Origin of the sequence: Achromobacter sp. ACM01, assembly GCF_014851745.1 — a bacterium.
Taxonomy (GTDB): domain Bacteria; phylum Pseudomonadota; class Gammaproteobacteria; order Burkholderiales; family Burkholderiaceae_B; genus Achromobacter; species Achromobacter aegrifaciens.
In genome coordinates, this window is the sequence record NZ_JACVAF010000001.1 from 790,376 (window position 1) to 813,224 (window position 22,849).

At 65.4% G+C, this 22,849-nt stretch carries 23 protein-coding genes; 10 read left to right on the forward strand and 13 right to left on the reverse strand.

The window, feature by feature from the left end:
- Nucleotides 1–40: 40 nt before the first annotated feature.
- On the forward strand, nucleotides 41–1,297 hold the full coding sequence (locus IB268_RS03710) for a D-amino acid dehydrogenase (RefSeq protein ID WP_192353820.1): 1,257 nt from the start codon (nucleotides 41–43) through the stop codon (nucleotides 1,295–1,297).
- Between the two features lie 67 nt (nucleotides 1,298–1,364).
- Here IB268_RS03710 and IB268_RS03715 read toward each other — a convergent pair whose 3' ends face one another.
- The 3 genes from IB268_RS03715 to IB268_RS03725 all read right to left on the reverse strand — a co-directional run bounded on the left by IB268_RS03715 (nucleotide 1,365) and on the right by IB268_RS03725 (nucleotide 4,048).
- Nucleotides 1,365–2,327, reverse strand: coding sequence for a bifunctional GNAT family N-acetyltransferase/nucleoside diphosphate kinase regulator (locus tag IB268_RS03715; RefSeq protein WP_054452190.1), 963 nt, complete (start codon nucleotides 2,325–2,327; stop codon nucleotides 1,365–1,367).
- A 96-nt stretch (nucleotides 2,328–2,423) separates the two neighbouring features.
- The gene (locus IB268_RS03720) at nucleotides 2,424–2,942 is read right to left on the reverse strand and encodes a hypothetical protein (protein WP_192353821.1); all 519 of its coding nucleotides are present in this window, start codon (nucleotides 2,940–2,942) and stop codon (nucleotides 2,424–2,426) included.
- A gap of 74 nt (nucleotides 2,943–3,016) precedes the next feature.
- Nucleotides 3,017–4,048 (reverse strand): helix-turn-helix domain-containing protein, encoded by a 1,032-nt coding sequence (locus IB268_RS03725; RefSeq protein ID WP_166738319.1) that lies wholly within the window; start codon nucleotides 4,046–4,048, stop codon nucleotides 3,017–3,019.
- Between the two features lie 124 nt (nucleotides 4,049–4,172).
- Here IB268_RS03725 and IB268_RS03730 point away from each other — a divergent pair, with 124 nt between their 5' ends.
- The 7 genes from IB268_RS03730 to IB268_RS03760 all read left to right on the forward strand — a co-directional run bounded on the left by IB268_RS03730 (nucleotide 4,173) and on the right by IB268_RS03760 (nucleotide 11,359).
- Entirely contained in the window at nucleotides 4,173–4,958 is a 786-nt protein-coding gene (locus IB268_RS03730) for an alpha/beta fold hydrolase (RefSeq protein ID WP_192353822.1), read from the forward strand.
- A 27-nt stretch (nucleotides 4,959–4,985) separates the two neighbouring features.
- Nucleotides 4,986–5,969, forward strand: a complete 984-nt coding sequence (locus tag IB268_RS03735; RefSeq protein WP_192353823.1) for a tripartite tricarboxylate transporter substrate binding protein — start codon at nucleotides 4,986–4,988, stop codon at nucleotides 5,967–5,969.
- A 176-nt stretch (nucleotides 5,970–6,145) separates the two neighbouring features.
- Nucleotides 6,146–7,126 carry a tripartite tricarboxylate transporter substrate binding protein gene (locus tag IB268_RS03740; protein WP_054452179.1) on the forward strand — a complete coding sequence of 327 codons (981 nt, stop codon included), beginning with the start codon at nucleotides 6,146–6,148 and terminating at the stop codon, nucleotides 7,124–7,126.
- On the forward strand, nucleotides 7,123–8,370 hold the full coding sequence (locus tag IB268_RS03745) for a CaiB/BaiF CoA-transferase family protein (protein ID WP_175159804.1): 1,248 nt from the start codon (nucleotides 7,123–7,125) through the stop codon (nucleotides 8,368–8,370). The genes IB268_RS03740 and IB268_RS03745 overlap by 4 nt, the downstream gene beginning before the upstream one ends.
- Nucleotides 8,367–9,530, forward strand: coding sequence for an acyl-CoA dehydrogenase family protein (locus tag IB268_RS03750; RefSeq protein ID WP_192353824.1), 1,164 nt, complete (start codon nucleotides 8,367–8,369; stop codon nucleotides 9,528–9,530). Before IB268_RS03745 ends, IB268_RS03750 begins: the two co-directional genes overlap by 4 nt.
- An 11-nt stretch (nucleotides 9,531–9,541) precedes the next feature.
- Nucleotides 9,542–10,549 (forward strand): acyl-CoA dehydrogenase family protein, encoded by a 1,008-nt coding sequence (locus IB268_RS03755; protein ID WP_175180513.1) that lies wholly within the window; start codon nucleotides 9,542–9,544, stop codon nucleotides 10,547–10,549.
- 24 nt (nucleotides 10,550–10,573) lie between these two features.
- Nucleotides 10,574–11,359 carry a crotonase/enoyl-CoA hydratase family protein gene (locus IB268_RS03760; RefSeq protein WP_192353825.1) on the forward strand — a complete coding sequence of 262 codons (786 nt, stop codon included), beginning with the start codon at nucleotides 10,574–10,576 and terminating at the stop codon, nucleotides 11,357–11,359.
- Nucleotides 11,360–11,406: 47 nt separating this feature from the next.
- Here IB268_RS03760 and IB268_RS03765 read toward each other — a convergent pair whose 3' ends face one another.
- From IB268_RS03765 to IB268_RS03810, 10 genes are read right to left on the reverse strand one after another with little or no spacing between them, the layout of a single operon-like run.
- Nucleotides 11,407–12,219 carry an SDR family NAD(P)-dependent oxidoreductase gene (locus IB268_RS03765; protein ID WP_082400839.1) on the reverse strand — a complete coding sequence of 271 codons (813 nt, stop codon included), beginning with the start codon at nucleotides 12,217–12,219 and terminating at the stop codon, nucleotides 11,407–11,409.
- 23 nt (nucleotides 12,220–12,242) lie between these two features.
- Complete coding sequence (locus IB268_RS03770) at nucleotides 12,243–13,328, reverse strand: CoA transferase (protein WP_119450433.1); 1,086 nt, start codon at nucleotides 13,326–13,328, stop codon at nucleotides 12,243–12,245.
- Nucleotides 13,321–14,655 (reverse strand): phenylacetate--CoA ligase family protein, encoded by a 1,335-nt coding sequence (locus IB268_RS03775; RefSeq protein ID WP_054452168.1) that lies wholly within the window; start codon nucleotides 14,653–14,655, stop codon nucleotides 13,321–13,323. Before IB268_RS03775 ends, IB268_RS03770 begins: the two co-directional genes overlap by 8 nt.
- Nucleotides 14,609–15,292, reverse strand: coding sequence for a TetR/AcrR family transcriptional regulator (locus tag IB268_RS03780; protein WP_054452167.1), 684 nt, complete (start codon nucleotides 15,290–15,292; stop codon nucleotides 14,609–14,611). The genes IB268_RS03775 and IB268_RS03780 overlap by 47 nt, the downstream gene beginning before the upstream one ends.
- 23 nt (nucleotides 15,293–15,315) lie before the next feature.
- Nucleotides 15,316–16,479, reverse strand: coding sequence for an acyl-CoA dehydrogenase family protein (locus IB268_RS03785; protein WP_054452166.1), 1,164 nt, complete (start codon nucleotides 16,477–16,479; stop codon nucleotides 15,316–15,318).
- Nucleotides 16,476–17,459 (reverse strand): branched-chain amino acid ABC transporter permease, encoded by a 984-nt coding sequence (locus IB268_RS03790; RefSeq protein WP_054452165.1) that lies wholly within the window; start codon nucleotides 17,457–17,459, stop codon nucleotides 16,476–16,478. Before IB268_RS03790 ends, IB268_RS03785 begins: the two co-directional genes overlap by 4 nt.
- The gene (locus IB268_RS03795) at nucleotides 17,459–18,331 is read right to left on the reverse strand and encodes a branched-chain amino acid ABC transporter permease (RefSeq protein WP_192353826.1); all 873 of its coding nucleotides are present in this window, start codon (nucleotides 18,329–18,331) and stop codon (nucleotides 17,459–17,461) included. The genes IB268_RS03790 and IB268_RS03795 overlap by 1 nt, the downstream gene beginning before the upstream one ends.
- Nucleotides 18,328–19,068 (reverse strand): ABC transporter ATP-binding protein, encoded by a 741-nt coding sequence (locus tag IB268_RS03800; protein ID WP_192353827.1) that lies wholly within the window; start codon nucleotides 19,066–19,068, stop codon nucleotides 18,328–18,330. Before IB268_RS03800 ends, IB268_RS03795 begins: the two co-directional genes overlap by 4 nt.
- Complete coding sequence (locus tag IB268_RS03805; RefSeq protein WP_192353828.1) at nucleotides 19,065–19,823, reverse strand: ABC transporter ATP-binding protein; 759 nt, start codon at nucleotides 19,821–19,823, stop codon at nucleotides 19,065–19,067. The genes IB268_RS03800 and IB268_RS03805 overlap by 4 nt, the downstream gene beginning before the upstream one ends.
- A complete protein-coding gene (locus tag IB268_RS03810) occupies nucleotides 19,820–20,977 on the reverse strand; it encodes an ABC transporter substrate-binding protein (RefSeq protein WP_054452161.1) in 1,158 nt (385 codons plus the stop codon). The genes IB268_RS03805 and IB268_RS03810 overlap by 4 nt, the downstream gene beginning before the upstream one ends.
- A gap of 306 nt (nucleotides 20,978–21,283) precedes the next feature.
- On the opposite strand from IB268_RS03810, the gene IB268_RS03815 reads away from it, so the two are divergent.
- A complete protein-coding gene (locus IB268_RS03815; protein WP_192353829.1) occupies nucleotides 21,284–22,045 on the forward strand; it encodes an SDR family NAD(P)-dependent oxidoreductase in 762 nt (253 codons plus the stop codon).
- A gap of 18 nt (nucleotides 22,046–22,063) precedes the next feature.
- Nucleotides 22,064–22,846, forward strand: a complete 783-nt coding sequence (locus IB268_RS03820) for a crotonase/enoyl-CoA hydratase family protein (RefSeq protein ID WP_192353830.1) — start codon at nucleotides 22,064–22,066, stop codon at nucleotides 22,844–22,846.
- Nucleotides 22,847–22,849 lie beyond the last annotated feature (3 nt).

Genomic DNA, 22,849 nt, shown 5'->3' on the forward strand with positions numbered 1-22,849 from the left:
TACGCCGCAGACATCACGATCGACCAAGACAACCACGCCCATGAAAGTTCTCATCCTCGGATCCGGCGTAGTCGGCGCCACAACGGCCTACTATCTCTGCCGCGAAGGTCATGACGTCGAAGTTGTGGAACGCCACTCGGCGGCGGGAATGGAAACCAGCTTCGGCAATGCGGGCGGTCTGTGCCCGAGCTTTGCGGCGCCATGGGCCGCGCCGGGAATGCCGATCAAGGTATTGAAGATGGCGTTGCAAGCCGATGCCCCGGTGCGCTTTTCGCTTTGGCCCGAATTTGAAAGGCTCCGTTGGACCAGGCGATGGCTGATGGAATGCAATGCGCCGCGGTTTCGCGTCAACAAACTGCGCATGCAGCGCGTGGCTCACTACAGTCTCGCTTGCCTGAAGCAGCTCATGGCCGAGACGCCGATCGCGTTCGATTTTCATGCGGGCGGCGTGTTGCAGCTGTTCCAGACCGTAGCGGAGTGCCGGTATGGCGATATTGCCGCCAGCGCACTGAGGGAATTCGGCATTCGCCACAGTGTGTTGAACGGGCGCGATGCGCTGGCGGTCGAGCCGGCCTTGCGAGACGCCACCGCCAGGATCGCGGGCGGCCTTCATTTGCCGTCCGATGCCTCGGGCGATAGCCACATTTTCTGCCAGGCATTGACCGCCTGGCTTCAGCGTGCGGGCGTGAAGTTTCGATTCGACACCGATGTGCGGCGATTGCTGCATGAGGGCGGTCGGGTGGTGGGCGCAGAGACCTCTGGCGGCATACTGAAGGGCGATGCCACGGTTGTCGCCTTGGGCAACCAGGCTCCGGCACTGCTTGCGCCGCTGGGGATCAAGCTTCCCGTATATCCGCTCAAGGGCTATTCGATTACCGCGCGGGTGACCAATGCCGATCAAGCGCCCAATATGTCGGTCATGGATGAACACAACAAGGTCATGATTTCACGGCTGGGCAATAGAATCCGCGCGGCGGGCATGGCCGAACTGGTCGGCCACGACTTGTCATTGAAGGCGGCCCGCAAGGATGTGCTGGTCCGGGCGGTGCGCAGCCTGTTCCCACATGGTATCGACTACGCCAACGCTACCTTCTGGGCGGGTCTGCGCCCCATGACGCCAGACGGCCCCCCGATTCTCGGAGTCTCTGGTTGGGGCGGGCTGTTTCTCAACAGCGGGCATGGCTCGAACGGCTGGACCCAGGCTTGCGGAACGTCCCGGATCGTGGCGGATCTGGTCTGCGGCCGCAAGCCTGAAATCGACCTCGAGGGACTCACGATCGAGCGTTTTCGAAGGTAGCATTGACGGCACGCGAAGTTTCGCCATCCCTGTCGAGGTTGTTCGCGCCAGACAGACGAACGCCGATCTAGAGATGGAAATCGCCCGCGGCTTCCGGCTGGTAAAGCACTTTCCTGATCCCGATCCGGCGGGTCCGGTCCGAAATCCGCCAATCGATGGAATCCCCCTCCTGGTAGCCCAGGATGGCGGCCCCGACATCGGAACAGACAGAGAGCTTTCCTGCGCTGCTGTCGGCGTCTTCAGGGTAGACCAGGGCCACTTCCATCTCTTCGTCGTCCAGCTGCAGCAAGGCACGGGAGTTCATCGTGACCACGTCCCGCGCCACTTGCTGCGGCTTGACGACGATGGCGCGCTCCAGCTCGTGCTCGAGCTCGACAATAGTCGGACCCTGCTCGAGTTCTATCAGGCTCTTGAGCCGGGCCTTGTCGATTTCAGTGATGTAGATATCGGTGGAGTCGACAACGGCGCCTTCGCGCAACAGTCGTAGATAACGCCCCGCAGTCATGGAAAACGACTTCAGCGTCGGTGTTTCGTTTTCAAGCAGAAAGCCGCTGCGCAGAAAGGTCTTCAGCGAACGCGCGTTGTCCGGGTGGATCTTGGCGATGAGCTTTTCGGCCCGCATGTCGAGGAAGGCCAGCTTCATGCCTTCGCGGATCGTGCTGGCGCCCAGGTTCCGGCCCCAGTTGTCGCAGTCTCCGATCACCAGGACGATCTCGCAATCCGGGCCGGTCTTGACGAGGCGAACGAAGCCCACCGGGGCGTCATGCCTGTCATAGGCCATGAAGAACCGGCCGCCCTGGTTGAACAGATGGGTCAGGATCGGCAGCTGGGTCCGATCGATGGCTTGCTCGATGAAACGGGAGACATTGCGCGAATCGCTCAGATAGCAGGTCACGCGCTCATCTTCCAACCAATCCATCAGCGTCAGCGCGTGCGTCCGGGTGATTTCCGGGCACAGCGAAATGAAAGGCTTGTTCATCTTCACCACACTCATTCGTAAAGGATGAAAGCCCTTCATGGCGATGGCCATGACGGTTCTTTCGGCAAACCGCGCATTTTAGGACGGAATGCGGATGAGTGCAGGGCGGGCCGGGAACGGGCGCCGCTTGCAAGGCCCGGGGCCGTGTCAGATCGGATGAACCCTGCGCCTGCGCATGAGCCACTGCCAGAAATCCGCGAACAGTTTTGCTGACCCGGAAAAAGCGATCAGCACGGCCGCGCCAGCAAGCGTGGGCCATCGATCAGCCCAGGCTTGCTCGAATACCAGGAGGACAAACATGTGCCCCAGCGCGGCCATCAATGGCGCGCCGATCAACCATCCCGCGACAAACCAACAATCGTGGCGGGTAAAGACCTTCGTGAAACTGAGGTGATAGGCCGCGCGTGCCACGTAATAGGACAGCACCAGGGTCAGGAAAATGAGTGCGATGCCAGCAAGCGTAAAGTCTTCGGATACGCGGACCTTGTGCCAGCTTTGAAGTATCGGGTCGCCGATCAGAATCCACTGGTCTACCGGCGGATCGTAGTGCGCGATCGGAATGATTCCGACACCGCGTGCAAGCCACGACAATCCGTGGAAGCAATACCAGGCAAAGATGATCGAAGCTGCTGCGCCGAACAGCATACGCAGCTTGTGGCTAGCCATTGCAGTAATTCCCATCGCGCTCGAAGTTCCCTGAGTATTCCACGCATGTTCCTGGCGTTCTCGGCAGCCAGTCTCTAAACCTCTCTTCCATACTGCTCCATTTTCCACCGAGCCCGCGGCCCCCGCTGCGTGTACTCGCGCCGGTAATCCGCCGGCGTTACGCCGAACTTCCGCTTGAAGGCGCGACGGAAGGCCGCCACGTCCAGATAGCCGCAGTCATTGGCTATGTCCTCCACGGAGCGCAGCGTCACTTCCAGCCACATCTGGCTCTTTCTCATCCGTATATCGGTGAGGAATTCATGCGGGGTGATCGCCAAGTGCGTCCGGAAAAGGCGTGCCAAGGTTCTTTCGCTGACGGCCGCATGCTGTGCGGCGTCGCCTATCGTTATCGCTTCCTGGGCATGTGCCAGCAACCACTGGACGGCCCTGTACAGCGGGCTGTCGCGTGTGAGACCGCTGACCTTCTCTATGGGCAGCGTCGACGCGATGATCTGCCGCGCGGGATCGAAGACGAGCTTGTCGCGCGATGCGCCGGCCAGTCCGGCGATGCCCGTGCGGTCCATCAGATCGAGCACGCAGTCATAGGCCAATGAAGGCGTCCCGGCAAGCAGGATGCGCTCGCTGGCCCAGACAATCGGATCGTTGGCGATGGCCAGGTCCGGATGGGTCCGCGCGAAGCCCGACTGGTACGCCCATTGCACCGGCGTCCGCATCTTGTCCAGTACGCCTGCCGCCGCGACCAACCAGACGCCGGTGCCCACCGCGCAGACGTAGCGCCCATCCGCCACCGCGCTGCGGATTTCGTGCAGCACGGCGTCGTTGTTTGCCACGCTGGCGCGCAACTGCGGCACCGAGACCGTTTCCAGGGGCGGAACAAAGACGGCGCGCTCCATTGCCGAATCCGGCGCGCCCGGCGGCATGAAGCTCAGATGTTCGGACGCCGAGTCCGTTTCCGCCGAAAGGGCTGCGCCCACGCAGCGCCACGTCACCACATGGCCGCTCGCTTGCCCGCTGCGGCTGCGGGCAATGCCGTTGGCGGTGCGGAACGTATCGATCGCGGCATGGATGGGGCCGTTCAACCTGCCGGCGGGCTGCAGCAGTTCCACATGCAGAGGGTAGTTGTCTGGAGCGGCACCCATGATGTCTGTTTGGAGCGCGGTCTTTCCGCAGAGGATCGAACAAAATCAACACGCAAATATTAGATCAACCGCGCCCTCCAAGGAGCCATCCGTGCCATACGCAACCGCGTCCGACGACACCCGCATCTACTACGAAACCTATGGCGACGGCGCGCCCGTCCTGTTCATCCATGGCGGCGGCGGCAACACCATATGCTGGTATCAGCAGGTGCCTTTCTTCGCCAGGAAGTACAAGGTCATCGTGATGGACTTGAGGGGCTTCAAGAACTCTCCCTGCGTGCCGGAACGCAACCATCCGCGCCACTACCCCGTCGATGTGCTGGCCATACTGGAACAGGAAGGCATAGGAAAAGTAAACCTCGTGTGCCAGTCGCTGGGCGCATGGGCAGGGTTGCCGCTGGCCGTGAAGCATCCGGAGCGCGTCCAGACGCTCTTCATCAGCGGCTCGCCGACGCCGGCCTATTCGCCCGAGACCTGGGAAATTCTGCGCAAGGCCGGCAAGACCTTCGATGACGGCCGCCACGATCTGCGTAGCAAGAGTATCGGCTGGAACCGCAAGAACGTCGAAGCCCGGCCCGAGATGCTGCATCTGTACGGCTGCATCAAAGCGCTCAATCCCAAGGGCTTCCTGGCGCTGACCATGCAGGCCGACGACGTCAAGATCCATCCCGCCGAGTTCGAGGGCTACCGCGTGCCGACCTTGATGACCGGCGGCAGCCACGACGATTTCCTGACCCCGGAAAGCCACCATCTGGTCGCGAAGCTGCTGCCGGGCAGCCTCAAGTACACCTTTGAAGATTCGGGCCATTCTCCTTATTTCGAAACGCCGGACGAATTCAACCGCGTGGTGCTTGAGTTCCTGGACACGCACAACTAGTTCCTGATCCTGCAAGAAGGAGACAACATGGCCGCCATCAAAAAAACACTGGCGTTCGGGCTGGCTGGCGTCATGGCGCTTGCCAGCGTCGCCGCCATGGCGCAAACCGATTATCCGAACCGGCCCATCCGCTGGATCGTTCCCTCGCCGGCGGGCGCGCCTATCGACGCCATCGGACGCAAGCTGGGCGAACTCATGTCCGCGCGGCTCGGCGCGCGCGTCGTGATAGAAAACAAGCCCGGCGCCGGCAGCACCATCGGCGCCACCGAGGTCGCGCGGGCCAAGCCCGACGGCTATACCTTGATGCTGAGCGTGGGCGACGCGCTCATCTCTTCGGTCGTGACCATGAAGGTGCCTTATGACCCGCAGCGCGACTTCACGTTGATCAGCAAGATAGCCGCGTCAGGTCCCGTGCTCATCGCAAACAGGTCGATGCCGGCCGGCGACCTGGCCGGGGCGGTCAAGGAGGCCCGGGCGGCGCAGGTTCCTCTGGCCTATGGGTCGTATGGTCCGGGCTCGTACCCGCAGCTGATCATGGAGAGCCTGGCCACGCAGTCTTCGGTGAAATTCATTGAAGTCCCCTACAAGGGATCTCCGCCGGCGATGACCGACCTGCTGGGCGGGCAGTTGGCATTTACCTTCACATCAACCAGCATTGCGGCGCCCATGATCGCGGACGGCAAGGTCAAGGCCATCGCCGTTATCGGCGACAGGCGCTCGGCGCTGCTGCCTGGGGTCCAGACCTTCGCCGAAGCGGGATACGACGCCTTCATATTCAAGAACAAGGCCTGGGTCGGCTTGAGCGGCCCCGCCGGCATGCCTGCGGACGTGGTGCAGAAGCTTGCGGCGGCGGCTCAGCAAGTGGTGCGGGATCCGGAGTTCGGCAAGTATCTGGAGAACATCGGCTTCGACGCCGTGGGCAATACGCCGGAGGAGTTCCTGAAGGAGTATCGGGAGGAGTATTCGGTCGTGCCGGGGCTGATCAAGGAGCTGGGCGTGGCGGCGCATTGATCAGCGGGCTTATTTGATGGCGGGTGGAAATCGATGGTTCCTGATATTCATTCGATATCAAATCTCAAATTCTTAATATTAGACAGCCCCATCAAGCGCGCCTAAAGTCATCCGCTGGACCATATGGCCAGGACCGCCGCCTAGAGCGGCCGGCCATCCACGCAAAGGAGACTTCCATGCAACACCGCAGAAAGATGCTGACGGCCATGTTGGCCGTGGCCTTGCTTGGCGCCGCCGGCCATCAGGCCGTCGCGCACGCCGAGACCTTCCCCTCCCGCCCGATCAAGTTCGTGGTGCCGTTCGGCCCAGGCAGCGGCACCGATACCTCGGCCCGCTATTTCGCCCGCCAGCTGCAGGAACTTACCGGTCAGCCGGTAGTAGTGGAGAACAAGCCGGGCGCCAATGGTTTCATCGCGGTGAAGAACGTGTTGTCGGCGCCGGCGGATGGCTACACGGTGTTCATCGGCAGCAATTCGACGCTGGCGGTCAATGCGGCGCTGTTCAAGGCGCTGCCCTACGATCCCGTCAAGGATTTCGCGCCGCTGACCATGATGATGCGCTCACCCGCCATGCTGGCAGTCAGTCCGCAGGCGCCGTACGGCACCCTGAAGGATCTGATCGCCTACGCCCAGGCCAATCCCGGCAAGGTGAATTTCGGCGCGGGCTCTGCCGGCTACCAATTGATGGGGGAGTTGCTGAACGACAGCGCCGGTCTGAAGACGGTACATGTGCCGTTCAAGGGCGCCGGCGATGCCATCATGGCTGTGGCCGGCGGCACGGTGGACTACACGTTCGCCGAGGTGACAGCGGTGCAGGAGCTGGCCAAGGACGGCCGCGTGAAGGTGGTGGCGGTGGCGTCGGACCAGCGTGTCGGGACTTCACCCGATGTGCCGACGGCGACCGAGGCCGGCCTGCCCGGATTCGAAGCTTATACCTGGGTGGGCGCGATGGTCAGCGCCAAGACGCCGGCCGAACAGACCGAGCGCCTGGCCGAGCTGTTCACGCGCATCTCCAAGATGCCCGAAACCCGCGCCTTCTATGAACGCCTGGGCGCCACGCCGATGACGGGCGGTCCTGCGCAGATGCACGAATTCCAGCAGAAGGAAATCGCGCTGTGGCAGCGCATCGTCAAGAAGGCGAACGTTCCCCAACAATGAAGGAAGAGGCGAGCATGACGTCGCAAGCCCTGCAGAATGTGAAGGTGCTCGATCTGTCGCGCGTGCTGGCCGGCCCCTGGGCCGCCCAGACACTGGGCGACCTGGGCGCTGAAGTGATCAAGGTGGAGCGGCCGGGCACGGGCGACGATACGCGCGCCTGGGGGCCGCCCTACGTGACCGATCCGGCAGGGCAGCCCACGGGCGAGTCCGCCTATTACATGTGCGCCAACCGCAACAAGCAGTCGGTCAGCATCGATTTCACCAAGCCCGAGGGGCAGGAACTGGTGCGGCAGCTGGCGCGGCAATGCGATGTGCTGATCGAGAACTTCAAGACCGGGGGCCTTGCGCAATACGGGCTGGACTATGCGTCGCTGAGCGAGCTGAATCCCAGGCTGGTGTATTGCTCGGTCACCGGCTTCGGCCAGGACGGTCCGTATGCGCATCGCGCCGGCTACGACTTTTTGATCCAGGGCATGGGCGGCTTGATGAGCATCACGGGGCATCCCGACGGCATGCCCGGCGGCGGTCCCATGAAAGTGGGCGTGGCGTTGACCGACATCCTGACGGGACTGTATGCCAGCACCGCCATCCTGGCCGCGCTGCAGGCGCGTGCGCACACCGGGCGCGGCCAGCATATTGATCTGGCCTTGCTTGACGTGGGCGTCGCCTGCCTGGGCAATCAGGCGATGAACTATCTGTACGGCCAGCAGGCGCCGCGCCGCATGGGCAACGCGCATCCGAATACGCTGCCGTATCAGGATTTTCCGACCGCCGACGGGCATATGATCCTGGCCGTCGGCAACGATGGGCAATTCGCCCGGCTGTGCGTCGCCATAGAACGGCCGCAATGGGCCGAGGACGAGCGCTTTGCGCGCAATGCGGCGCGGATTGCCCATCGTGAGGAACTGATCGAAGGCTTGCGCGCCATCACCGTCACCCGCAGCACGCGCGACTGGGTCGCGCTGCTGGAGCAGCACGGCGTGCCTTGCGGACCCATCAACACCGTCGCGGACGTATTCGAGGATCCGCAGGTCCAGGCGCGCGGCCTGCGCATGAGCATGCAGCACCCGCAGGCGGGCGAAGTGCCGCTGGTCGCCAGCCCCATCCGCCTGTCGGACACGCCGGTGAGCTACCGCCACGCACCGCCGCAACTGGGCCAGCATACCGACGCAGTCCTGGCCCGCCTGCTGGGCTTGAGTGCGGAGACCCTGCATACACATCGAATCAATGGAGTCCTGGGATGAGCAGATTGAATTCACTGGCGTTGCCGCTGACGCGCATTCCTCCCGAGGACGAGGCCCTGCGTCCCGCCGTGCGCGCCTTCCTGCAGGAAGCGGTGCGCGACATGCCGGCGCATATCCGGGCGCGTTCCTGGGGCGGCTACGACACCGCGTTCAGCCGGCGCGTGGGCGAGCGCGGCTGGATCGGCCTGACCCTGCCGCGCGAGTATGGCGGCGGCGGGCGCAGCGCCTTCGCGCGCTATGTGCTGGTAGAGGAATTCCTCAATGCCGGCGCGCCGGTCGGGTCGCACTGGATCGCGGACCGGCAGAGCGCGCCGCTCATCCTCAAATACGGCACGGAAGCGCAGAAGCGCTTCCACGTTCCCCGCATCTGCCGCGGCGAGTCTTTCTTCTGCATAGGCATGAGCGAGCCCAACTCGGGGTCGGACCTGGCCAGCGTGCGCACGCGGGCGGCGCCGAACGACCGCGGTTGGCTGCTCAACGGCCAGAAGATCTGGACCACCAATGCCCATCACTGCCAGTACATGATTGCGCTGGTGCGCACCTCGGGCGGGCCGGAGGATCGCCACAAGGGACTGTCGCAGGTGATCGTCGACCTGTCCCTGCCCGGCGTGACGGTGCGGCCGATCGAGGACCTGTCGGGAGACAGCCACTTCTGCGAAGTGTTCTTCGATAACGTGCAGTTGGACGCCGATGCGCTGGTGGGCGACGAAGGGCAGGGCTGGGAGCAGGTCACGGCCGAACTGGCGTTCGAGCGCAGCGGCCCGGAACGGCTGTATTCCAGCATCGTGCTGTTCGACCAATGGCTGGACTATGCGCGCCTGCCCGCCAATCGCACGCCCTCGTCCCGGCGGCTCGCCGGCAAGGTGCTCGGCCAGCTGACGCCGTTGCGGGCCATGTCGGTGTCGGTGCAGGAGAAGCTGACGCGCGGCGCCAGCCCCATCGTGGAGGCGGCGCTGGTCAAGGAGTTGGGCACCACGCTGGAACAGATGATTCCGGCCTGGATTGCGGAAGACCTGTACTCGCGCGAGGCCGAGGACATTCCGGTGGAACTGCTGATGACCTTGAAGTACGTGACGGAGGCCTCGCCCTCGTTTTCCCTGAGGGGCGGCACCCGCGAGATTCTGCGCGGCATGATCGCGCGCGGCCTGGGCCTGCGCTGAAGGAGCATGACATGAGCGATAACGATCTTTACGCCGATGCCGCGCGCCAGGTGCTGGCGGACCATTGCACGCCGCAGGCGGTGCGCGATATCGAAGCGGGCGGCGACGCCGCCGGCAGGCTCTGGCAACAGCTGGAGGACACTGGGCTGGCCGACGCGCTGGTCGGCGAGGAAGAGGGCGGTTCCGGGCTGAGCCTGGAGCAGGTGTTCGGCGTGCTGGAGCAATGCGGCGCTCATGCGCTGCCCTTGTTGCTGGGCGAGACCATGATCGCGCGCGCGCTGCTGCCGGCGGCGCAGCGGCCTGCTGGCAGCATTGCATTGGCACGCGGCGTGCAACAGGCGGATGGCGCCTGGCATTGCGCGCTGGTGCGCGGCGGCGCGGTGGCTGACAGCGTGCTTGTGCAGACGGGCGATGCCTGGCGCCTGCTGGACGCCGCGCAGGCGCATAGGGAGCCGCAGGCGCTGGCATTGGACGCCGCCCTGAGCTGGACCCCGGCCCAGGTCGCGGCTGCGCCGTTGGCGCCGATGGACGCGGCTACCGACGTCCGCACCATGCAGGCCTGCGTGGTCGCGCCGCAGATGGCGGGCGCGCTGGGCAGCGTGCTGGAGCGCACCCTGCAATACGCCAATGAGCGCCAGCAGTTCGGCCGGCCCATCGGCAAGTTCCAGGCCATCCAGCATCAGCTGGCCGTCATGAGCGAGCATGTCTGCGCCGCCCGCATGGCGGCGCAGCTTGGCTGCCATGCCGACGGCGTGGCGCCGGACCGGCTGCGGGTGGCGGTCGCCAAGGCGCGCTGCAGCGAGGCGGCGCTGGTGGTGTCCGAGCTGGCGCACGCCGTGCATGGCGCGATCGGCTTTACGGAAGAATACGATTTGCAACTCTACACGCGCCGCCTGCATGCCTGGCGTCAGACCGCGGGCAGCGAAGCCTACTGGCATGACGTGGCGGGCGAGGCGCTGCTCGCGCATGCAGGGCCGACGCTGGACCTGGTGCGTAAGATTACCGACGTCCCGGCCTAAGCCGGGCTCTCAGGAGAAACTTGCATGGCATTTCTGCAGATAGAGCGCGAGGGCGGCATCGTCGTCGCCACCATGAACCAGCCGGAGACACGCAATGCGCTGACCGGCAACACCGCCGTCGAAGAGATCGTGCAGCTATGCGCGGACATCCGCCAGGACGCCAGCGTGAAGGTGCTGATCCTGACCGCCGCCGGGCCCATTTTCAGCTCGGGCGGCAACGTCAAGGACATGCGCCGCTTTTTCGACGATGCGCTGACTCCCGAGCGCATCTGCGAGGAGTACCGGCAGGGCATCCAGCGCATTCCACTTGCGCTGCATGGCCTGGACGTGCCCGTCATCTGCGCCGTCAACGGTCCGGCCATCGGGGCGGGACTGGACATCGCCTGCATGTGCGACATCCGCATCGCGGCCGACACGGCCACGTTCGCCGAGAGCTTCGTGCGTGTGGGCATCGTGCCGGGCGACGGCGGCGCCTGGCTGCTGCCGCGCGCCGTGGGCATGGCCCGCGCCAGCGAAATGGCCTACACGGGCGAGGCCATCAGCGCGCAGGACGCGCTGGCGTGGGGCCTGGTCAGCCGGGTGGTGCCGGCGGCGGACCTGCTGCCGACCGCCAGGACCCTGGCCGCAAAGATCGCCGCCAATCCCGGCGGCGTCATGCGCATGACCAAGCGCCTGCTGCGCGAAGGCCAGCACAGCAGCCTGGCGTCCTTGCTGGAGCTGTCGGCCAGTTATCAGGCGCTGGCCCACAAGACTGCTGAGCACCGCGAGGCGGTCACCGCGTTCATCGAGAAGCGCGCGCCGAAGTTTTGAAGGGCGGCGCTGCGGATGCATTTGCGCATCGGCAGCGCCGGATGGCGTCAGTGCGCGTCCATCATGTGCAGGCCGCTGCCCAGATGCGCAGCGCCATCGATCTGGAGCAGCTGGCCCGTCATCAGGTGGCCAGCCGGCGTGGCCAGGAAGGCAACCAGCTCCGCGACTTCTTCGATCGATGTGGCCCGGCCCATGGGCGTGGCGGCGACCAGGCGGTCCAGCATGGCCTGCGCAGCCTCGCCGGCCAGTCCTGGCGTGATCACCGCTCCGGGGCCGATGCAATTGAGCGCGATGTCATCAGCAGCCCATTCCAGGGCCAGGGTCCGAGTCAGGCCCAGCACGCCGGCGCGTGCGGCGATGGAATGGGCAATTCCCATGGAGCCGCGGTCCACGCCCGAGAGCGAGATGTTCACCACCGTGCCCTGGCGAGCCTTGAGGAATGGGTAAGCTGCCTTGGTTACGACGAACACGGCGTTCAGATTGGTGTCGATCACCGCATCCCAACCTTTGCGGCTGATCTGCGCGGCGGGCGCGAAGAATTGGCCGCCGGCATTATTCACCAGCAGGTCGATGCCCTGGCGTTCGCCCACTTCGGCGATCAGCGCCTCGATGGCGGCGGTGTCGCGGATGTTGGCGCAGGCATAGCTGAAGTCGCCGGTCAGTTTTTCGGCCATTCCGGCGGTCTCCGCCAAGGGATCTTCGCGCCGTCCCACCCCGAACACGTCCATGCCCAGCGCCAGCAAACGCAGGGCGATGCCACGACCGATGCCAGAGCCGGCGCCAGTGACCAGTGCGCTGCGGCCGACCAGAACGCCGGGCCGCATGACCTGGGTGGATTCCATGCAAGTTTCAGATTTCATGAGGTTCACCTGGAAGTAGGAATTCAAGAGACCTGCCGCCGCCCGCCGCCGATGGCCGGCGTGGGGCTGCGGGGGATGCGTTGACCGTCGAACAGGGCGGGAAAGGCCGGCACGTGTTCGCCGTTGGCGAGTTCCTGCGATACGGCCCCAGGCCGCAGGCCGCGGATGAGCGTCAGCGCTTCGGCCGGCGCCCGGACGTTGCCGGCCGGGATCTGCATGTCCCGCATCTGCCGGAGCACGGCTTCGCGGGTCTGCGGCAGGGTCCAGGCTTCCACCTGGGCGTCGAAGTGCGCCGCGCGGCGGATGCGTTCCTTGATGGGTGCATCGTCCGCGCCGATCAGCGGGCGCAGGCGCGCCCAATAGCTGTCCAGCCCGCCCAGGATGTAGACATGGCCGTCTGCGCAGCGATATATGCTGGAAGGCGCCGACGCGCGGTCGCGGTTGCCCATGGGCGGATCCAGTGTTTCGCCTTCGCTTAGCGCCAGCGCCGCCGGCCCCAGCAGCATTGCGGACGCCACCTCCATCATGGAGAGATCGATCAAGCGCCCGCGGCCTTCGAGCATCGCCATCGCGCAGGACAGTCCCGCGTACATGCCGCTGAACATGTCCACGGGCCAGCTCGTGGTCAGGCGCGGCGAGCCGTCCTCGTCGCCGTTCAAGAGGGCGAAGCCGGATTCGCATTGCGCAATGGTGTCCATGCAGATGCGGTCGTCCTGCTGTCCATAGCCGGAGATGAGCACGACGGTCAGGCGGGGATGGCGTGCGCATAACGCCGGGCCTTGCAGGTCCAGACGGGCGAGCGATCCCGGGGCCAGATTGCAGATGAAGGCGTCGGCCTGCGCCAGCAGCGTCTCCAGTGCTTCTCGTCCGTCCGGCGCGGCCAGGTCCAGCACCTGGCTGCGCTTGCCGGTGTTGAAGCTGCGAGCGTAGAAGCTGCCGAAGCTATTTCCCGGCAAGGTACGCACGCCATCGCCGCGCGGCGGCTCCACCTTGACCACGTCGGCGCCGAAATCCGCCAGGTACTGCGCGGCGGTAGGGCCGGCGATGAACTGCGACAGCTCGATGACGCGCTTGCCGGCAAGGGGGCGTGGAGTGTCGGCCTCAGGCATGGATCACCCGCTTGGCTTTGTGGACGGTGCGCGGCAGAGTGCCGTTTTCCACCACTTCCACGTGAAAGCGCACCTGCAGGCGATCGCGCAGCAGTTGCGACAGCCTTTCGCCGAGGTCGGCGCTGGCGCCGGGTTCGCGTTCGACGCGCAGCTTCACGCCGGTCAGGAAGCCCGTGCTCGGATCCTTGACGCTGTCGTCGATGATGATCACGTATTCATTGCTGACGCCGGCAAAGCCACGGACCACGTCTTCGATGGCGGACGGGAACAGATTCACGCCGCGCACGATCAGCATGTCATCGGCGCGGCCGAGCACGCCGCCAGGCAGGCGGGCATGGGTGCGGCCATCGGGGCCCGGGCGGCTGTCGCGCACCACGATGTCTCCAGTCCACCAGCGCACCAGCGGGCAGGCCTGCTTGTCCAGATGGGTGAGCACCAGCACGCCGCGTTCGCCGTCGGCCACCGGCTCATGCGTGTCGGGGTGCAGGATTTCGACGTAGATGAAATCCTCGGCCAGCGTGGGGCCGAGCTGCGCGGCGGTATCCCAGCCTATGGGTTGGCATTCCAGGGCGCCGTAGCAGTCGAACATCTTGGCGCCCCACAGGCGCTCGATGCGTTCGCGCGTGCCGGCCACGCTGGCGCCGGGCTCGCCGCCGACGCAGACCATGCGCACGCGGGATTCGCGCAGGTCGCGTCCCATGGATTGGGCGGTCTCGGCCATGTGGGCCATGAAGGACGGGGTGCCGATGACGCAGTCCGTGCCGTACTGGAAGATGGTTTCCACCTGGCGTTGCGTGTCGCCGGAGGAGCCCGGAATCACCAGCGCGCCGACCCGCTGCGCGGCCAGGGTGGCGCCCAGGCCGCCGACGAACCAGGCGTAATTGAACATGCATTGGAAGACATCGCCGCGGCGCAGCCCCTGGCCGTAGAGATAGCGTGCGTACAGCTCGGCCCAGCGGTCCACGTCATGCTGGGTCCAGAGCACGGGAGCGGGCTGCGCCGTGGTGCCGGAGGAAAAGTGCACCCGCACGGCCTCGCCGGGCTGGACCGCGGCCAGCGTGCCGAAGGGCGGCGCGGCGCGCAGGCCTTCGAGATAGTCGCGCTTGTGGGTGAAAGGCAGGCGTCTCAGGTCTGCCAGGGTCTTGAGGTCTTCTGGAACGAAGCCCGCGTCCGCGAACACCTTGCGGTAGTGCTCGCTGGTATCCGCGACGCGCCGCAACTGCCGGCGCAAGGCTTCGAGCTGGAAGGTCTCGATGCGGTCGCGCGACCAGGTTTCGACCTCATCCCAGATGGTACTGGAATAGGGGAGTTGCTCTTGCTGCTTCATTGTTGGAGTCCTTGAGTAGCCCCCGCAGCGCATAGGCCGCGAGGGTGTGCGCGATATCGTCTATCGCCGCGTCGCTCTGCAGACGCCGCTGGCTGTACCACACGGTGGCCCAGTTCAGCGCGCCAAAGAAGGGTTTGCTCAACATCCTGGCGGGAAGGTCCACGAAGTCACGTTCGCGGATGCCGTCATCGATCACCTCGACGAACATCTGCTCGTAGTCATCGCGCATCTTCACCACGGACCGCAGCCGCTTGGCGGCCGCGGACGCCTCGAGCAGGTGACGCTCCAGCCCCTGCACCGCCACCTTCTGCATCGGCAGTTCCTTGAGCAGGATCTGGGTATGGCGCAGCGCCATGGCCGACAGGCGTTCGACCGCCTTGCCGCCGCCGCGGGCGATGGGGTCGATCTCGTCCGTCAGCCGGGTCATTGCCGCCACCTGCACGTCGAAGAACAGGTCGGCCTTGCTCCGGTAGTGGTGATAGATGCGGCCCTTGGTGGCGCCCAGGCGTTGGGCGACCGCGTCGATGGAAGTGGCCGCATAGCCGAACTCCATGAAGAGTTCCGCGGCCGCCTGCAGGATTTCCTCGCGCGACTCGCCGCCGCCCACTTCTGCCGGGTTCTGTTGTGCACTCACCATTGCTACCTCTTTTCGGAATCGGGTCAAATAGCCAGCTCTTCCGCCTCCTTGCGTACCGCGCGCGACAAGACCAGCCGCTGGATTTCGGAAGAGCCCTCATAGATCTCGAGTATGCGCTGGTCGCGGTACAGCCGCTCGGCCACCGTAGGCTTGCAGTAGCCCAGCCCGCCCCAGATCTGAACGGTATTGTCCACTACCCGGTGCGAAACCTCCGAGGCGAACAGCTTGGTCATGGCGCCCAGGTTGGAGACGTCTTCCTGGCGGTCATAGGCTTGGGCAGCCTGGTACAGCATCATGCGGGCAGCCGAGATTTCCGTGGCCATGTCGGCAAGGCGAAAGCCGATGGCCTGGTTGTCCCCGATGGGTTGGCCGAAAGTCCGGCGCGCCACGGCGCGGGCCGCGGCCTCGCGGTAGCTCGCCAGCGCCACGCCCAGGGACTGGGCGGCGACCATGATGCGGCCGACATTCAACGTCTGCAACGCCAGGCGCAGCGCGCGGTTGAGTTCACCGACCTGGGCGCTTTCAGGCACGACCAGGTCGAGTTTCAGGTTCGAGGTCTGGGTGCCGCGGATGCCCATCTTGTCGGAGAGTTCGTCAATGACCGCGCCCGGCTGCTCCTTGTCGACCATGAAGGCGCTGATGCCGCGTCCTCCTGCCGCCGGGTCGGTCTTGGCAAAGACCACGTAGTAACGAGACGCGCCGCCATTGCCGATCCAGTATTTCTCCCCGCGCAGGCGCCAGCCGCCGCCTTCGCGCACGGCCGTGGCCTCGATGGCCGCGGCATCTGAACCGGCGATGCGCTCGGAAAGCGCAAAGCTGGTGGCGCGGCCCTCGGCCATTTCGCGCAGATAGAAGGATTTCTGCTCGTCCGTGCCGGCCAGCAGCAGGGGGAACGCGCCCAACTGATAGGCGCACATGATGGCGGCGGTCGAAGCGCAGTGCGTGCCCAGGGCTTCGACCGCCGCCACGGTGGCGACCAGGTTGGCGCCCTGGCCGCCCCATTGCGTGGGTAGGAACAGGCCGGTGAACTTGTTTTCCACCAGGGCGGCGATGGTCTCCCAGGGATAGCGTTGTTCACGGTCCAGTTCGGGGGCGAGCGGCGCGAAGCGCTCGGAGCCCAGCTTATGGGCCAGGGCCTGCCAGCGGGTGGCGGTATCGTCCAGTGTGGGATTCCAGATAACAGTCACTTCGAGTTCTCCAGTGTGGTCGCCATGGCCTTGGGACGCTTGCGACGTGTCGCCAGCAGGCCCATCAGCCCTTGCGGAAAGAAAGCCAGAACAAGGATCAGCAGGCTGCCGAGCACGATTTTGTCGACATAGCCTCCGAACGAGAAAAACTTTTCCTGGATCAGGATCAACGCGGTGGCCAGTAGCGGCCCGAGCAACTGGCGGCGGCCGACCAGTACGACGGCGGTCAGCATCAGGATGAGGAAGTAGGTTTCAAGGATGTCGGCGCTGACGTAGGCGCGCTGATAGGCATACAGCCAGCCCGCGCAGGCCGTGATGGGCGCCGAGAACAGGAAGACCTGCAGGCGCACCCTGAGCGGATCGATGCCGTTCATGGTGGCCAGGCGGGGATTCAGGTGCACCATCAGCGCCGCCTGGCCCAGGCGCGAGTGGCGGAAGCGGTCCACCAGGTAGAGCGTGATCGCCAGCAGCGTGAACGCGTAGGGCCAGAGCGTCTGGTCATTGCCGGCACTGAGCGTCCAGCCGCCGATGGACAAGTCCAGCGTGGGCAGGCCGCGGATGCCATCCGAGCCGCCCAGGAAGGCCCAGTTGGCTGCCAGGGTCATGGCGACCACGGCGACCGCGTACGTCACCAGCGAAAAGACGAACTCGCGCAAACGCAGGGTGGCCAATCCGATTACTGCCGCCAATCCCAGGGCGACCGCAATCGACGCGGCCAGCGTCAACCAGGCGCTAGCGCCGGAGCGGGTGGCCAGCAACGCCGTCACATAAGCTCCCGCGGCGAAGAAGACAGTATGTCCCAGGCTCACCTCGCCCAGGTCCGAGACGATGACATCCAGCCCGTAGGCCATGATGGCCATGATGGCGATCAGCACGGCGGCGCTGTAGAGAGCCTGGCTGCCGCCCAGCCAGGAAGGCAGGAAGAATACGATGACGGCGCCCGGCAGCAGCGCGAGACGCGAGGCGGAAAGCGTGGCCATCAATGGACTCCTTTCATCGAGCCGGCGGTCAGGCCGCCAGGGCGCAGCACCAGCACGCCAATCAGTACGACGAAGGCCGCGGCGGTTGCGTATGCGGGCGACACCAGGGCGCTGAACAGCGCGGTAAAGACGCCCAGTGCGACGCCCGCGACGTAACTGCCGGTCACGCTGCCGATGCCCCCCAGCACGACCACGACGAAAGTGATGATCACCTCTTCGAAACCCATGGAGGTCAGGATCGGCGTGCGCGGGGCCACCAGCCCGGCGGCCAGGGCGACCGCCGCGCCTTCGAAGGCGAACACGCCGTAGTAGACCTGCCGCACATTGATACCCGCCAGTTGGGCCAGCTTGGGATCCTCGGCCACCATGCGCACCAGCCTTCCGGCGCGGCTGCCGTCGAGCACGCGTTTGAGCAGCAGGAACAGCAGGATGGCCGCGGCGACGATGGCGGCATCCTGCCAGGTCAGCCACAGGTCGCCGATCTCGATATCGCGTTGCGACCAGGCGGTATCCAGAATTTGTCCTGTCGAGCCGAAGGCCAACGACGCTGCGCCGTGCATGATATAGCCGAAGCCGAGCGTCATGATCATGATCGACACCAGGTTCTGTTCGAACGTGGCGCGCAGCATGATGCGCTGCATGATGATGCCGATCAGCGCGCCGGCCGCCATGGCCAGCGGCAAGGCCAGCAGATAGGGCAGGCCGGCGGTGGTGGTCGCCCACCAGGTGACGAAGGCGCCCAGCATGTACATCTGGCCGTGGCCGAAGTTGACCAGCCGGGCAACGCCCAGCAACAAGGTCCAGCCGATGGCGATCAGCGCGTAGGCATGGCCCAGCACCAGGCCATTTATCAACTGTTGCAGCAGGCTCATGTCGTATGTGCTCCCAGATAGGCTTGCGCGATGCGTGGATCCGCGCCGACCTCTGCTGCGGGGCCTTGCAGCACCAGCCGGCCGCGCTCGAGCAGCAGCAGACGATCGACCACCTGCAAGGCGGCGCGTACGTTCTGTTCCACCAGCAGGATGGCCAGGCCGGCGCTGGCGAGCGAGCGCAGGCTTTGTAGCACTTGCGTCACCAGCATGGGCGCGAGCCCGATGGAAGGTTCATCCAGCAGCAGGGCGCGCGGCCCCATCATGAGCGAGCGGCCGATGCCCAGCATCTGCCGCTCGCCGCCGGAGAGCTGACCGCCCAGGTGCAGGCGGCGTTCGCGCAGACGGGGGAATAGATCGTAGACATCGTCGCGCTCGTAATAGCGGCGCGACGAGTCCTCGGCGGGCGTGATGGCGGGGGCGAGATTCTCTTCCACCGTCATGCGTGAAAAGACCAGGCGAGACTCCGGCACCAGCAACAGTCCCGCGCGTACGCGCTCATGTGTCGGCAGGCCGTCGATGGGCCGTCCCGAAAGCTGGACCTCGCCGCTGACCGCGGGCTGACCGCGCGACCAGCCCAGCAGGGCGTTGACCAGCGTCGACTTGCCTGCTCCATTGGCGCCTATCACCCCGACGATCTCTCCGGCCCGCAGGTCCAGCTGGTCAAGCTGGAGCACGCGATTGCCGGCATAGGCGACATCGAGACGCCGCGCGCTGAGTACGTGTGGCGTGGGCATCATGAATCGCCTCCGAGATAGGCCTGGAGCACGCGCGGGTCGCGCTGGATCTCTGCCGGCGTGCCGCAGGCCAAAGTCTTGCCGAGGTTGAGGACGCAGATGCGGTCGGCGACGGACATGATGAGGTCCATGTGATGCTCGATCACCACCACGGCCACGCCCTCGGCCTTGAGCGAGCGCAACAGCGAGGTCAGGGCTGCCATGTCGGCGCCGCCCAGCCCCGCGGCGGGTTCGTCCAGCAGCAGCACGTCGGCGCCCGAGCCGTAGGCCAGCGCGATGGACAGCATGCGCTGCATGCCGTACGAGATTTCATGCGGCTTCAGATCGTGGCAATCGGGCGGCAGGCCGAAGCGCTCCAGGCGCTTGGCGGCCTGGTCGCGCAGGGCCTGCGCCTGCCGGCCCGCCGTCAGCGGGCGCAGGATGCAGGCGCCGAGGCCGGCCGTGCCGCCCAACGCCGCCACCATGTTCTCGCGCACGCTCAACTGGTCAAAGAAGGCGTTTTGCTGGAACGCGCGTTTGATGCCCAGCCGCGCCAGCCCGTGGGCCGGCACGGCGCTGATGTTGCGCCCGCGCAGATGCACGCTGCCGCCGCGGGGGACCAGCGCAGACACGGCGTCGTAGCACGAGCTCTTGCCGGCGCCGTTGGGGCCGATGATGCCCAGCAATTCGCCGGCGCTGACTTCCCAGCTGACGTCTTCCAGGGCGACCAGCGCGCCGTAGCGCACGGCCAGGCTGTCCACGCGCAAGGCGGCAGTCATGGCTTGACCACGATCTTTCGGTCTTTGACCGTGAACAGGTAATAGTGCGACTGCAGCTGGCCGTTGGGCTCGAACGTGACGTCGCCCATGAGCGTGCCCTTGAAACTGCCGCCGCGTATGCGCTTGGCCACAGGTTCGCGATCGAGCGTCTTGAGCTCGTTGACCGCCTGGGCCCAAACCTGCAGCGAGGTCGCGCCCAGCGCCATGAACTTGTCCGGCGTGTACTTGAACATCTCCTGCGTCTTGGCGACGAAACGCTTGTTGGCGCTGTTCGAGGCGAAGGGCTCGACGTCGGGGAAGTAGATGTCCGCGCCTATCAGGCCGTCCGAGGCATCGCCCGCTACGTTGATGACGCTGGGGGCAACGGTGCCGACCGCGCTCACCAGTTGGCCCGGCAGGCGTGATTGGCGGGCCTGGCGGATGATGGCGGGCATGCCCAGGCCTTCGTTGGCGTTAATGGCGACGGTGATGTCTGGCTTGGCGGCGCGCACGTTGGTCATGGCGACGCGGAAGTCGGCTTGGGTGAAGGGGAATTTCTCCTCGGCCACTTTTTCATAGGTGTGCCCGAGGGCCTTCAGCGCCTTCTCGATGGATTCCTGCGCACCGTTGCCGTAGGCGTCGTTCTCGGTAAGAAAGGCGACGCGCTTGGCGCCGGCGGTCTTGGCGATGTATTCGGCGATGACCGTGCCGTCCTGTGCGTTCGAGCTGTTCAGCCGGATCGCCAGCGGATTGCCTTCGCCGGAAAGAATGGGGTCTGCCTTGGAGATTGCGGTGATGTCCAGCACGCCGGCGCGGGCGATCACGGGCTGCATCGCCAACGTCACCGGGCTGTTCCAGCCTTCGATGATGACCGACACGCCGGCGCTGATGAGTTCGGTGGCGCGTGACACGCCGACCGCCGGCGTGGATTCGTCGTCGCGCGACACGATCTCGATCGGACGGCCGAGTACGCCGCCGTCTTCATTGATCACCGCCGCCATGGCCTGAATCGCTTGCGTGACGTGCTGGCCTTGCGGACCCGCGCCGCCCGACAACGGGAAGATGACGCCTACCTTGATGGGCGCGGGGGCCGCCCCGACGGGTGCGCACAAGGCCATCGAGGCCGCCAGCGCCAGGGGCGATGCCATGCGCAACAACTGTTGTATCCGCTTCATGCCTGTCTCCTGATTTTTGTGACACCGGTCTGCGCCGGCGCTGCGGCGGCCATGGCCGCCGTGCTGCATAAATGGGGACTGCGTGGTGCAACGGTTGACGGAGGCCGCGGGCCGGTAGGTCTCCGGCACTCTGAATCGGCTGTCGGAGTAAACATACCATTCGGTATTTTGATAGGTCAACGGCGTACGGAAAATTTGATTCTAGGCATTTTCCCTAGGTAAAAATTCGATTTATTGGTTTTTATTGATCAGATACTCATTGGTATGTACTATGAAATTTCCTTTTTCGTCACTGAGGGCTTTGGCATGAAGACAGAAGGCAACAGCGCGCTGGTGACAGGCGGCGCATCCGGGCTGGGCCTGGCGACGGCGCAACGCCTGGTCGCGCAGGGCATGAAGGTGGTGATCGCGGATCTGCCTGGTTCAGCGGGGGAGGCAGCCGCCCGCGATATCGGGGCGCTGTTCGCTCCCACGGATGTCACCCGGGAGGCCGACGTGCAGGCCGCGTGCGAACTGGCGGCCACGCTCGGCCCCTTGCGGGTGCTGGTGCATTGCGCGGGCCGCGGCGGGCCGGTGCGTCTCATCGACAAAGAAGGAAATCCCGGCTCGCTGGAAACCTATACGGACATCGTCCGCATCAATCTGATCGGCACTTTCAACACCCTGCGCGTGGCGGCGGCCCATATGGCGCGCAACCCGGTGGACGACGAAGGCGAACGGGGCGTCTGCATCCTGACCGCTTCGGTGGCGGCGTACGAAGGCCAGATCGGCCAGATCGGCTATGCCTCTTCCAAGGCCGGCGTGGTGGGCATGACCATCGTGGCCGCGCGCGACCTGGCCAGCAAGGCGATACGCGTCTGCACCATCGCGCCTGGAATTTTCGATACGCCCATGCTGGCTCGCGTTTCTGACGATGCCCGCAAGACCTTGTCAGCCTCGGTGCCGCACCCGGCGCGCCTGGGCATGCCCGCGGAATACGCCCTGCTGGCGGATCACATCATTGCCAACCCCATGCTCAACGGCGAAACCATCCGTCTGGATGGCGCCTTGCGCATGGCCCCACGCTGACGTGTAGAGGAGATAACGATGACCGAGAACAAGATGGAAAGCGACGAGGTATTGCTGGAGAGCAGCGACGGAATCCTGACGATCACCATCAACCGGCCGCAAGCGCGCAATGCGGTGACCCTTGCCGTGGCGCGCGCCATCGCCGCAGCCGTGGATGAACTGGATGACCGCGAGGACCTGCGCATAGGCATCCTGACCGGCGCCGGCGGTTCGTTCTGCGCCGGCATGGACCTGAAAGGCTTTCTACGCGGCGAACGGCCCAGCATAGAAGGGCGAGGATTCGGCGGGCTGACCATGCGCCTGCCGAAAAAGCCGCTTATCGCGGCGGTCGAGGGATATGCGCTGGCGGGCGGCTTCGAGCTGGTGCTGGCTTGCGATCTGGTGGTGGCGGCCGAGAATGCGCAGTTCGGCGTTCCGGAGGTCAAGCGCGGGCTCGCGGCCACTGCCGGCGGCCTGGTCCGCCTGCCGCGGCAGTTGCCGTGCCGGGTGGCGATGGAGCTGGCGTTGACCGGCGACATGTTTCCCGCAACGCGTGCCTTGAGCTACGGCCTGATCAACCAGGTGACTGCGCCCGGAGAGGCCCTGCAGGGCGCGCGGGAGCTGGCGCGCCGCATCGTCGCCAACGGGCCCCTGGCCGTGGCAGCCAGCAAACGCGTCATCGCCGAGTCGCAAGGCTGGCCGGCCGACGAGATCTGGAGCCGCCAGGCCGAACTGACCGAGCATGTCTTCACGTCGGCCGATGCCCGCGAAGGTTCCGCGGCGTTTGCCGAGAAGCGCGCGCCCGTCTGGCAGGGGAGGTGAGGT